Annotated in this window: 11 protein-coding genes and 1 pseudogene; all 12 read left to right on the top strand. The window is 37.5% G+C overall.

From position 1 onward, the window contains the following. Positions 1-182: 182 nt before the first annotated feature. Positions 183-1,298 carry an ATP-grasp domain-containing protein gene (locus H6A61_RS14220; RefSeq protein ID WP_239469238.1) on the top strand — a complete coding sequence of 372 codons (1,116 nt, stop codon included), beginning with the start codon at positions 183-185 and terminating at the stop codon, positions 1,296-1,298. A gap of 22 nt (positions 1,299-1,320) precedes the next feature. Next, a complete protein-coding gene (locus tag H6A61_RS14215; RefSeq protein ID WP_204394518.1) occupies positions 1,321-2,271 on the top strand; it encodes a M28 family peptidase in 951 nt (316 codons plus the stop codon). 19 nt (positions 2,272-2,290) lie between these two features. After that, a complete protein-coding gene (locus H6A61_RS14210) occupies positions 2,291-3,514 on the top strand; it encodes an ATP-grasp domain-containing protein (RefSeq protein ID WP_204394517.1) in 1,224 nt (407 codons plus the stop codon). A gap of 35 nt (positions 3,515-3,549) precedes the next feature. Continuing rightward, positions 3,550-4,710 (top strand): sugar-transfer associated ATP-grasp domain-containing protein, encoded by a 1,161-nt coding sequence (locus tag H6A61_RS14205; RefSeq protein WP_204394516.1) that lies wholly within the window; start codon positions 3,550-3,552, stop codon positions 4,708-4,710. A gap of 5 nt (positions 4,711-4,715) precedes the next feature. Beyond that, positions 4,716-5,843, top strand: a complete 1,128-nt coding sequence (gene rffA / locus H6A61_RS14200) for a dTDP-4-amino-4,6-dideoxygalactose transaminase (RefSeq protein ID WP_204394514.1) — start codon at positions 4,716-4,718, stop codon at positions 5,841-5,843. Between the two features lie 17 nt (positions 5,844-5,860). Continuing rightward, positions 5,861-7,381 carry a polysaccharide biosynthesis protein gene (locus H6A61_RS14195; protein ID WP_204394512.1) on the top strand — a complete coding sequence of 507 codons (1,521 nt, stop codon included), beginning with the start codon at positions 5,861-5,863 and terminating at the stop codon, positions 7,379-7,381. 24 nt (positions 7,382-7,405) lie between these two features. Continuing rightward, positions 7,406-8,683 carry a glycosyltransferase gene (locus tag H6A61_RS14190; protein ID WP_204394510.1) on the top strand — a complete coding sequence of 426 codons (1,278 nt, stop codon included), beginning with the start codon at positions 7,406-7,408 and terminating at the stop codon, positions 8,681-8,683. A gap of 286 nt (positions 8,684-8,969) precedes the next feature. After that, positions 8,970-9,334, top strand: a pseudogene (locus tag H6A61_RS14185) (hypothetical protein). Continuing rightward, positions 9,328-9,660 carry an IS66 family insertion sequence element accessory protein TnpB gene (tnpB, locus tag H6A61_RS14180; protein WP_204394509.1) on the top strand — a complete coding sequence of 111 codons (333 nt, stop codon included), beginning with the start codon at positions 9,328-9,330 and terminating at the stop codon, positions 9,658-9,660. The pseudogene H6A61_RS14185 and the gene tnpB overlap by 7 nt, the downstream one beginning before the upstream one ends. Before the next feature lie 90 nt (positions 9,661-9,750). Beyond that, on the top strand, positions 9,751-11,229 hold the full coding sequence (gene tnpC / locus H6A61_RS14175; protein ID WP_204394508.1) for an IS66 family transposase: 1,479 nt from the start codon (positions 9,751-9,753) through the stop codon (positions 11,227-11,229). A gap of 174 nt (positions 11,230-11,403) precedes the next feature. Beyond that, a complete protein-coding gene (locus H6A61_RS14170) occupies positions 11,404-12,027 on the top strand; it encodes an acyltransferase (protein ID WP_239469236.1) in 624 nt (207 codons plus the stop codon). Positions 12,028-12,187: 160 nt separating this feature from the next. Beyond that, positions 12,188-13,230: glycosyltransferase WbsX family protein (locus tag H6A61_RS14165; protein WP_204394507.1), on the top strand; the 1,043-nt coding region annotated here is incomplete at its 3' end.

Below are 13,230 nucleotides of genomic sequence, written 5' to 3'. Positions count from 1 at the left end.
GAATAAAACTTACTTTTGTGGATGATTTTGAACTAAATGCGGACTATCTTGCACATCTGAGCGGAAACGAAGGATGTGGGAGGTAGCCGCGAAGCGTGCCCAAGAAAAAAATGAATACTGACTAAATGCGTTTAGCATATTTAACAATATTAGTGTATATCTAAGGAAAGTGAAAAATAATAATGAAAAAAATTGCAATTATAGGCGGTAGTTATCTGCAACTGCCTGCAGTACTGAAAGCTAAGGATTTAGGATATGAGGTTCATTGCTTTTCATGGCGAGATGGAGCTGTATGTGAAAAGTATGCAGACTTTTTTTATCCGATTTCTATAATTGAGAAAGAACAGATACTGGAAGAATGCCAGAGGATAAAAATTGATGGAATAACTACTATCGCAAGTGACGTGGCAGTACTGACAGTGAACTATGTGGCATCAAGAATGGGACTTATAAGCAATCCTGACGAATATTCCCAAATCACTACAAACAAGTACATGATGCGTAAATGCTTCATCGAAAATGGTGTGCCTTCGCCACGTTTCACGATAGCTGACAGTAAAGGATCTTACAATGTGGAAGGTTTCAGCTATCCGATAATAGTGAAACCTACAGACCGTTCAGGCAGCAGGGGAGTGGAAAAGGTAGACAATCCTTCTTATCTGAACGAAGCAGTAGAACGTGCACAGAAGGAGTCATTTAGCGGTGCCGCCATTATAGAGGAATTTATTTCAGGACGCGAAATAAGTGTAGAATCGATATCATACAAAGGAGTTCACTACATACTTCAAATAACTGACAAAGTAACAACCGAGGCTCCTTATTTTGTTGAGCTGGAACATCATCAGCCGACTACACTTCCTGAGGATATTCAGGAAAAAGTCAAAAATATTGTCCTTCATGCCCTGGACGCGCTCCACGTTGAATTCGGCGCGTCTCATTCAGAGCTGAAAATATCCGCCAATGGTGATATACGGGTGATTGAAATCGGAGCACGAATGGGAGGTGACTTTATCGGTTCGACATTGGTCCGTCTGTCAACAGGTTATGATTTCCTTCAAGGTGTAATAAAGGTTGCAATGGGAGAATTTGAAAAACCCGTTATAACACAACACCTGTGTTCCGGAGTATATTTCCTGAGTAAAGAAACCGAACACATAAAGAAATACATCGACAACAGTTCAGAATATCCTGAGATTGTTGAAGCACAGATTACTAACCCGATTCTGAAAAATATAGAATGTAGCGGTGACAGAAGTGGCTATTTTATATATCAGTCTGACAAACGTTTTTTATTATAAATAGCCTGTAGATGAAATGATTATGATAAAGAAATATAATTATTATTTGCTTTTGTCATGCCTTTGTTTTTTATTCTGTTCGTGTGAGAAAGAAGAAAATGTACTATCAAGAAATGATGATTATTTATTAATAAATAGTGAAACATACTCTGTCGAGCAAAGTAAAATGAAATTTTGGCTCGAGTTTCTATGTTCAAGCAAATGTGAAGGGCGCAAATCAGGTACCAAAGGAAATAAAATTGCCAGAGAATTTATCATATCTGAATTAAAGAATATGTCGTATAGACCAACGGTACAAAAAGCAAAGGACAGTAGCAATCGAGATTATTACAATATTATTGTAAATATTGATAATAAATCGGATAAAACTATAATTGTTGGTGCGCATTATGACGGTGCTGTTGAATCTTATAGATATCCTGCCGCTAATGATAATGCCTCTGGAGTTTCATCATTATTGTTACTAGCAGATTTGTTAGCTGAACACAATGAAGATCAGATATATAATTATCAATTGGTTTTTTTCGATGGAGAGGAAACACAAAAAAATGGAGTTTCGTTTAACGGATCACGCTTTTTTGTATCTACATTAACAAAAAATCCTTTGTTCTATTTGAATATTGATATGATTGGGAATGGAGAAATGCTTCATCGTATAGAAACGACCAGTGATTATCTGTTTACCTGTATAAAAGAAATAAGTGAAAGACATAGAAAACTTGAATTGGAAATTGACAACAAAATTGTTAATTACAGTCAGGATTTTGTTCCGTTTGATGAAGTTGATATTCCTATATTTACATGGAAAAATCCGTTAAAAAGCAATCAGGGACAATATAATCATACACCAGATGACATGATGAAACATCTATCTCTGGATAAAATGGAAATCATTACACGAATTAATTATGAATTGATTACATTCCATTTTGCACAAGTAATATTTAAGAATAAGACTGAAGTTGGCAATTAGTTAATATAACATACAAACAATGGAAAAGAAAGTTATGATTATCGGAGCTGGTGCAGGTCAGGTTCCACTTATTAATTTATGTAAGCAGGAAGGACTGCATACGTATGTCGTGTCTCCTTTCGGCCCTTACCCTGGCATTGAACTGGCCGATACACATATCAATGAAGATATTTACCACGTGGATGCACTGGTGGAAAAAGGAAGAGAACTGGGTATAGATTATGTGATATCAGACCAGTCGGATTTCGCTGTTCCTCTTGTAGCATATATTGCAGATAAGTTAGGCGTGCCGGGGAACAAGCCGGAAGTGGCACAGACTTATTCATACAAGAGTAAGTTCAGGGCATTCTGCGAGAAAAACAATATTCCTTCACCAAAAGCAGTGGAGATACATAACGCCGACTCTCTGCCAGAGGGCCTGAGATTTCCTGTTGTAGTAAAGCCTGCAGACTCGCAAGGCAGCAGGGGTATATCAAAGGTTGAGTCATACACAGATCTGAAACAGGCAGTACTGGACGCAATGGCATACTCAAAAAAAGGTTCGGTGGTTATTGAAGAGTTCTTCAAAGGACGCGAGGTGGTGTGCGAAGGATTTGCTATCGATGGAGTGTATTATCCCGTAGCTTTTGGCGACAGAAACTATTTTAATCTGGAAGGCAAGTTTATCCCTTCACAGACTATTTTCCCTTCTTCCATATCCACGGAAATAGAGAAGCGTATCATAGCAAACGAAAGGCTGATAACTTCGATATTAAAACCCGGATTCGGTACTGTACATTCAGAGTATCTGGTGAACGAAGAAACAGGCGAGTTTGTAGTGGTTGAATCTGCATTAAGAGGAGGGGGCGTATATATCGCATCCGACCTTATTCCGCTTTCAGTGGGTGTGGAACTGACAGAGATACTGTTCCTGGCTATGACAGGACAAAAGGAAAAAGCCATTGAGAAGCTGGGAAACAGAATAGAACGTGCTTCTGCATATATCTGTTTCTACCTTAATGAGGGTCGCATCACTTCTATTGAAGGAATTGACAAGATAAAGTCAATGCCACACGTAAAGAAAGCCGATGTAGAGAACCTGCATATAGGAGACAATGTTCCGTTCATCGAACATAAGGGAATGAGAAAGGGACCTTTCATTGTAGAGGCAAATTCATTATCAGAACTGAACAGATACATACATGATATACAATCGGCCTTCTCGGTCAATATTGATGGGAAGGCAGGTATTCACTGGAGTTGAACAAACAAAGTGTCTTATCTAAGGTATAGCTATTTATGAAAGAAAAATATTATTTGGTAGCAAAAACCATTACTCGCTGGAAGATGGATAATTCATTCGAAAACTGGCTGGGATATAAAGCTGACAGAAATGAGTTCTGGAAAAAATTATATGTACTTTATTATCAACTGTTTGATCATCAGTATTATTCAAAGGGAAAAAAAATCATTGATGATGAAATAGCAAAGCAACGTCCGAACCTACCTGAGACAGCCGAAGATACCCCATTGTCCGACGAGTATCTGCGCCGTGATATGATTTATAGCCTCCACAGGTATGGGGTGAACTTTATAGAATATTTCGTATATGAATTCTATAAAAAGAATTATATAGGCAGGTCTCTAATTAATAATTTGAGAATCCAATACGGTTATTGTGAACAGGTCAATGACCCTAATGTAAGAGAACTGTTTGACAATAAGGTAGAAACATATAAGCATTTCAAGCCATTCTACAAAAGAGATGTTGTAGCCGTAATAACGCCCGCTAATCAGAATGAGTTTCAGGATTTCCTGAAAAAGCACAAATCATTTATTTTTAAGCCGTTGAGAGGTGTGTGTGGCCGTGGTATAAAGATATTTAGGGATTTCAATGAAGATCCTGTTTCTTTTTTGTCAAAGGCTGTATCCAACGGGCCATTTATCGTGGAGGAGATTATCGAACAGGCTCCGCAGATGTCTGTATTGCATCAAGAAAGTATCAATACAGTAAGAGTAGCGACATTTAAAATTGGAAATCAGATTACAATATATGGTGCGGCATTACGTATGGGAGTTGGAAAATCTATAGTTGACAACGCCGGTTCGGGTGGAATTTTCTGCCATATAAATCATTCTTATGGTTTTGTTGACTCATACGGAAAAGATTATTTAGGAAATAAATATATATATCACCCTGATACTAAGATTGATTTGTTGGGATTCAATATACCCGAATGGGACGAATTGCAGACTTGTGTAAAAAAAGCCGCACAAGTATTAGACGGAGCCACTGTGATATCCTGGGACTGGGCATACAGTCAGTCCGGTTGGGTAATGTTGGAAGCTAACGATGTAGGCGAACCACTTTTGATACAGAATCATGAACAAGGTAACAAGAATGTTCTTCACGAATTAATGGACAAATATTTCGAATATAAAAATCAATCTAAAAAATAAAGATTATGATACCATTTAACAAACCATTTTTGACAGGAAAAGAAGCACATTACATGTATGAGGCTGTATATACAGGTAAACTTTCAGGTAACGGCAAGTTTACTAAATTATGCCAGAAATATTTTGAAGACAGATATGGCTTTAAAAAAGCCCTCATGACCACTTCGTGTACAGACGCGCTGGAAATGGCTGCCATACTTTGTGATGTAAAGCCCGGTGATGAGGTTATTGTCCCATCATACACTTTCGTTTCATCAGCATTGGCTTTTGTACGTCAGGGAGCCAAGATTGTATTTGCTGACAGTTACAGTAACAACCCTAATATTGACGCCGACAAACTGGAATCATTGATTACAGAGAAAACAAAGGTTATAGTGCCAGTTCATTATGCAGGTGTGGCTTGCGATATGGACAAGATTATGGCAATAGCCGAAAAATATAATCTGCTGGTTGTGGAAGACGCAGCTCAGTCTATCGATTCGTTCTATAAAGGCAGACCTCTGGGAAGCATAGGACATCTGGCAGCATTCTCATTCCATGAAACAAAGAATGTAATTTCTGGTGAGGGAGGCTTGCTGGCTATCAATGACGAACGTTTCATCCGCCGTTCGGAAATCATCTGGGAAAAAGGAACAAACCGTTCTGAGTTCTTTCGTGGTGAAGTAAACAAATATGGCTGGGTGGATACAGGTTCTTCATTCCTTCCTTCTGAAACGATATCAGCATTCCTGTACGCTCAGCTGGAAAATCTGGACATGATACAGAACCGCAGAAAGGAAATCTGGCAGCAATATCACTACGGTCTGTCTGAATTGAAGGAAAAAGGCATGATTCATCTTCCATATATCCCTGAATATGCTACAAACAATGCACACATGTTCTATATAATATGCCGCTCACTGGAAGAGCGTACTGCACTTATCAAACATCTGAAAGAGAATGGTGTTTGTGCGGTATTCCATTATCTGAGTCTGCATTTGAGCGACTACAACAGGAATCACAGTGACTATATTCCTGATTTGCCTTCATGCGACAGATTTGCTGATTGTCTTGTCAGACTGCCTATGTACTACGAATTAAAGGACGAAGAGGTTAAGATGATTATAAAGCTTATTGTTGAGTTCTTTAATTAACGGAATGCCGCTGGATAATGATAGATTCAAAACGAATAGCTAAAAATACAGGATTTCTTTATGTAAGAATGCTGATTATCATGTTTGTCTCGCTCTATACATCAAGAGTCGTTCTTGATGTATTGGGTGTGGATGATTATGGTCTATACAACCTGGTAGGCGGTATAGTAGGTATGTTGACATTCCTTAATGGTACTTTATCGACAGCCACTTCACGTTTTCTTACATTTGATATTGGCATAGGTGATTTCAAACGGCTGAAACAGACTTTCAACACCACTCTGATAGCTCACTTGGTTTTGGGAGTGTTGGTAATATTGATTATGGAGACAGTAGGGTTGTGGTATGTTTACAACAAAGCTATCATACCTGTAGAGCGACTGGATCCGACATTGTATGTGTTCCATATCTCCGTGGCAACCGTACTTGTGACTTTTACTCAGGTGCCATATACCTCACTGATAATGGCACATGAACAGATGAAGGCTTTCGCATATATCAGTCTGCTGGAGGTCATATTAAAACTAACAATAGCATATCTGATAACGATTTCCCCTATAGACAAGCTAGTATTTTATGCTATATTGATGTTTGTCTCACAGATGTCTGTAGCCATGATTTACCGTTCATATTGTTACAAGCACTGGAAAGAGTCGCATATTTCATGGGAAATAAACTTTTCGACTTTGAAAAATCTGTTGAGTTTCTCAGGATGGAACATCATTGCCCATATAGCTGAGACATTCAGGGTACAGGGACTGATAATGCTGTTTGGTATGTTTTTCCAGCCTATGGTAATTGCAGCACAGTCTATAGCGACGCAGCTGTCGAATGGCATCACACAGTTTACCAACAATTTCCGTTCAGCCATTAATCCACAGATTATAAAACTGTATGCAACCAAAGATTATGAGGAGTCAAAAAAACTGACAATAGAATCGTCAATCTACATCTATGAATTATACCTGTTGTTTGGAATTCCTATTTTCTTGTTAATAGAACCTATCATGCATTTGTGGCTGAAAGAAGTGCCTGAATATGCTGTAGCCTTTTCAAGATGTATCATAGCTTCGGCCATGTTCGGTGTGTTCAGTGGAGGATTTTATACTCCACTTACCGCTGCCGGAAAATTAAAGGGAAATTCAATTGCTGCCCTGTGTATTTGCGGAGGACAATTTGTAATAGCTTATATATTGCTGAAAACAGGCCAGGATGTTATGTTCGTGCAATACAGCTATATTCTGGTAGCCATGATATTCGGCCTTATCGTGAAACCATATTTGCTTATACGTGAGGTTAATTATAACATCACTGATTTTACAAATTGCTTTAAAAAGACTTTTACTATATTCGTATCATCCTTCATATTACCTTTCATTTTATTCCTGATGGTAGATGTAAACACTATAGCAGGGTTTATCCTTGTAGGAGCGACCAGTGTATTGAGTGTGATTACAGTTTCATATCTGTTTTTACCTAAGAAGATAAAGATAATGATACCATCACTGATAAAGAAAAAATTTGGTATAGGACAGTAATCTATAAGCAGAAATGTGACTTTTATGAGAAATAATAATCAGACTGATATTTTATTAATATCATCGGCTTCATTAACTACAGGACCGGGAGCCATTGCGATGAATATATACAACACTTTGTGTGACGAAGGTTGTAACGTTGATGTACTTACGTTATATGAAGAGCCGAAGTTTCCCAAAGCAAAATATATCTATAAAAAGAAATCACGTTTTAATGCTATAGCATTCAATCTGCGCCGTAAATTCTGGAAGAAGCCTAAGGATGGATATTATTTCTTTTATCACAAAGAATCGATTCCACCTGTATCTACGGAACAGGTTTTGAAACAGGTAGATAAAGATTATGATGCGGTTATAATATATTTCTGGCAGAATCTACTTTCGTTTAAGACTGTAGAAATGCTTTATGACAAATTAAAATGTAAGTTCGTTTTCGTCTGTGCTGATTATTCGCCTATGTCTGGCGGATGCCATTTTACGAATGAATGTAAACGCTTCATGACCGGATGTGGCTGCTGTCCGGCTTTCGATTCGACAGATCCGAATGATTTTACTCATTGGAACGTCATGTACAGAAAAAAGGTGTACGAAAAAGTTAAACCGGCTATAATAGCCAATCACTATATGGTGGAATACTTCTTCAAGAAATCATATTTATTGAAGGATTGCAAATTCTTCCTTTCCAAAAACAGTATCGACCACAAAGTTTTCAAACCTATTGAAAAAGAGGTGACATATAAGAAATTCCAGATTCCTGAAGAGAAAAAAAAGATAATCTCTTTCGGATGTCAGTCTTTATCGGACGAGAGAAAAGGAATGTCTTACTTGTTGGATACTCTGGACATGGTGTACGAACAAATGACTGATGAAGAACGCAAAGAGACGATGCTTATGTTTATAGGTAATAATGGAGATAAGATTATACCGCGACTGAAGTTCAATCATAAGGATCTGGGGTATATTCCTATAAGTGACTTACCGGCTTTTTATTCAATATCGACTTTATTCGTCTGCTCATCTGTAAATGATGCAGGTCCTTCCATGGTATCTCAATCGCTGGCATGTGGCACTCCTGTTGTCTCTTTTAAAATGGGGTCGGCTTTAGAACTTGTTCTTGGACGGGGAACAGGTTATTGTGCCGAGCTGCGCGATTCTGCAGATCTGGCAGCCGGAGTTTTAAAGATTCTCAGAATGGACAGTGAGGAATATCAGAAATTACGTACCCACTGTATTGACTTTTCAAGAAAGGAATGTTCGAGAAAAGCTTCCGGCCAGCTTATGCTTTCAGCAATTCAATCATAACTTAATTTGTAAAAATATATAAAATATAATTATGAAAGTTGTACTAAGGAAATTGGCTAAATGGATTTTATTAATTGTCAAATTTTTTTATTCCAAAAAAATATCAGGTATGTATAATGGTTTCATTACACTTATACGTAGTACTTGGTATAGCTTTGATATAGCCCCAAATTGGTAATAACGTATTGTTTAAATCTTCATTTTATTTGTAAACTTCCAAAATTGGCGTATTGACTAGCATGGCTCTTTCCCATACCTTCGTGCTAAACTTAAAACTTGAAAGATTATGTTTAGCGAAAAAGACTTTGAAAGACTGTGGTTCCTATACAAAACCGAGGGTGAGCCCAAAGGGGTTTCCATCAACTCATTCTGCATTAGCAACAATATTCCATACACTGCATTCTATGACTGGTTCAAGAAGACACAGAAGAAGGTTGTACCTGTAGAAGTGGAAGGAATTCCTGAAGAGTTGATTCAGGCTGGTAATGAAGAACAACAGGATGTTCTAAAGACAAGCCCAAACGTACAACTCCCCATAAAGGAAGCATCATGGTGACGATAAGAACCCGTGAAGGCTTGTGCATACAGAAGAAAGGCTTAGACTATCAGGGGCTGAAAACACTGGTAGAGAAACTGGAGGGCTTATGCTAAGTATTAACGGACTGCATAACTTCTATTATCTTCCTGAACTTCACGATATGAGATGCAAGGCTCAGCGTATATGCGAGATAATCCGAGGTCGATACCACCGTGATCCATTGAATGGTGATGTTTACATGTTCATGTCTAAAGACCAGCGCAAGGTTCGTATGATACACTATGAGCGCAATGCCTACTACCTTCATGAGAAGTCTTTCAGTAAGGGCTATAAGTTCATGAAAATAGAGCGCAAGAACGATGTGACAGTATATAAAATAGACTGGAAAGACCTGGTCACGATACTTGAAACTCCAGTAATAACGAGCATAAGAATTTAATGATAAAACTCTGAATATCAGCAATAAAAGCTCTCTAAATATTTGCGTATCTCACTGAAAATGAGTATCTTTACATAAAATTTAGAGAACATGGAAACAGAGGAACTTATAGAACACATACTCAGACAGAAGCATCTTCAAGAGATGATGGACAGACCTGAAAAGGAGCATACGCCCCTTGAAGGTATGGATAATGAGCAGATAAAGAGGTTCGCCCTGTTCCTGTTTGAAGAGAATCAGAACAAGAGCAAGCAGCTTGATGAAATGAAAGCGGAAAGACCGTATAGAAAAGGAATGAGATACAACAAGGAATGTGTAGGCACTCCGATAATACACAAGTCCGATTATACAATGCTCCCTAAGGGTTCTGTAGTGATATCATCAAGCTACCGTAAAATAAGAAATATCGTGAGCCACATTGAGGAACATCACTTTGAAGTTCTCAAGGTAAAACATGCCGACGGCAGGATTGAAAGCATGTTCCTTCCTATGAAGGATGACGTACAGGCAAGTCTTTATGACGAGATAGTACCGGGTACAAGCATTACGGCAAGCATGCTCTCGTATCTTATGTTCAACCGCTACCAGATGTCAACGCCTGCATACAGGGAGGCAAAGAACCGTCTGTCGGATATGGACTGGAACACTTCTGTTCAGAACCTGCTGAACTGGGCAGACAAGGGTGCGATACAGCTCAATAAGCTGATACCTGCCCTCAAAAAGATTGCCCTTCAGGAAAGTGCCAATGTGAATGTGGACGAGACATGGCTTCGTTATCACGCTTGCAATAAGAAACGTAAGACGTATATGTGGTGTCTGGTAAACCGGAAAGCCCGTATAGTCATCTTCTTTTATGAGGACACAACGGACGATGAAGGTGTACAGAAACATGGAGGCAGGAACAGAAACGTGTTGAAGGAGTTTCTTGGTGATGCAAAAATCAAATCACTGCAGAGTGACGGTTACAACGTATATATGTATCTAGACAATGAACTTATGGATATAGAGCATCTCTGCTGTCTGGCTCATGCAAGAGCCAAGTTCAAGTACGCCTACGATCAAGGAAGTCTGCAGGCAAGAATCTTCCTTGAGCTGATAGCAAAGCTATACGGCATGGAAGAGACTTACCGTCGGGAAAAACTTACTGCGGACGAGATTTACAGCAGAAGGAACGGTAAGGAAACGACGGAAATCATCGAGAAGTTAAGGACGGAGCTTTATGATCTGCTGGCAAATCCTGAAGAGAGCAGAAGCGAACTTATGAGTAAGGCCCTTAACTATCTGAAGACCTTCTGGAATCAGATTTTCGCCTACAGAAATGACGGTGAATACTCCATAGACAATATGGCGGCTGAAAGAGCGATAAGACCAATCACTGTCCAACGAAAGAACAGTCTGTTCTTCGGAAGCGTGAAAGGAATACAGAACTCCGCAATCTATAATACCTTTATAGAAACCTGCAAACAGGCAGGAGTCTCCTTCAGGGATTACTTCTGCAAGCTGCTCAGAGAATTAAAAAAGGGAAGAACGGATTACGAAAACCTGCTTCCCATGACAATATGCAAATAATAATCGTTAAATTTGTGGACTCTTTTTTAGACGGGCGTCTGTTGGCATCCATTTAAAAGGCGGCATCCTAAAATTGAAAGGTTACTTTACTTGAATTATATAAAACCACATTTTATCTTATAAAATTGTGGTCTTTTGAAAATATAAAAACAAAAAACTAATTTATAATCTAAAATGAATCTTATAGACAGCCTTTTTGAACCATCCGATAATTTTTTTAAATACTTAATTTTATGGATAGTTCATTTGCCTTTACGCATTTACTATAAGTTATATAATATGATATTACATGCACGTTATCCAAATTGGAATGGATATGTACGTAATCCTGTAAAATTGTTAGGCATAAGATATTTTAGCGTTGGGAAAGGTACATATTTCGCTTCTAAAGCTGAATTGACTGCATGGGATAAGTATTATGAGTTTACTTATAATCCTCGTGTAATTATAGGTCGTGATTGTCACTTTGGTAGAGCTTTCCATATAACCGCCATTAATGAAATAATAATCGGGGATAATCTTTTAACTGGACAATATGTTATAATATCCGATAACGCACATGGTGAGTCAAGTTTAGATCAGTTATCTATACCACCTATATATAGAAAACTTACATCAAAAGGAGCTGTACGAATTGGAAATAATGTTTGGATAGGTGATAGAGTTGCTATTTTAGCAGGAGTAACTATTGGCGATGGTGCAATTATAGGGAGTAATGCTGTAGTAACGCACGATGTACCACCAGGCGCAGTTGTTGGAGGTGTGCCAGCTAAGATTTTAAAAATAATTGATCAATAAAAAACTTTCAAATACAAAAAATAAGATATGTTCTTGAAAGTTGATTTATTAATAGATATTTATCATATAATTCCTGCAAATAATTTTGTTTGAGAACATTTCTATTATTACTCTTTAATGGCTTATTAAATTTATAAATACATATTATTATATTTAAAATATGAAAAATTTTGATCCTCGTATAATAGCTTTTTATTTACCTCAATTTCATCCAACTCCAGATAATGATAAATGGTGGGGGAAAGGATTCACAGAATGGACAAATGTTGGTAAAGCTAAACCATTATTTAAAGGACATAATCAACCACATGTTCCAGCAGATTTAGGATATTATGACTTGAGACTTCCCGAAGTTAGGGAAGCTCAGGTCGAGCTTGCAAAAGAGGCTGGAATATATGGTTTCTGTTATTATCACTATTGGTTTGGTAATGGCAAACAAGAACTAGAATTACCTTTCGAAGAAGTACTAAGGACAGGTAAACCGGATTTTCCTTTTTGTTTGTGTTGGGCAAATGAGTCTTGGCATTCTAAGTTCTGGAATATTGATGGCACTATAGAAAAGAAACTTTTAATAGGACAAAATTATGGAGATAAAGAGGAATGGGAAAAACACTTTTATCATTTATTGCCAGCATTTAAAGATAAACGATATATAAAAATAGATGGAAAACCACTCTTTATGATATATAAAGAAGATGAGTTTTCTCAAATATCAGATTTTATTGAATATTGGAACGAACTTGCAATAAAAAATGGTCTTGAAGGTTTATTCTTTGTTGCTTATAAAAGTAAGGAATTAAATCCAGAAATGGTAAAGCAAGTGTTAGGAAAAGGTTTCAATGCCATTACTTCTGTAGGTTTAGATGTAGCAAGGACTCGAAAACCTTTTATTAGAAGGTGTATTGATAAATTCCTTAATTCATACATATTAAGGGTTCCGCAAGTTCATAAATACGCCCATACATATCCCTATTTTATTTCGGAAATAGATAGTTATAATAATGTTTTTCCTACATTAATTCCTAACTGGGATCATACACCAAGAAGTGGACGTGCAGGTTATGTATTATTAAATTCGACTCCTCAACTATTTTCAAAACATATACAACAAGTATTTTCTATTGTAAATAAAAAGACAAAAGATAGACAAATTATTTTTCTAAAATCTTGGAATGAATGGGGAGAAGGTAATTATATGGAACC

The sequence above is a fragment of the Bacteroides caecigallinarum genome (assembly GCF_016901995.1).
Lineage (GTDB): Bacteria > Bacteroidota > Bacteroidia > Bacteroidales > Bacteroidaceae > Phocaeicola > Phocaeicola cellulolyticus.
This window is presented reverse-complemented; position numbering and strand designations above follow the sequence as displayed.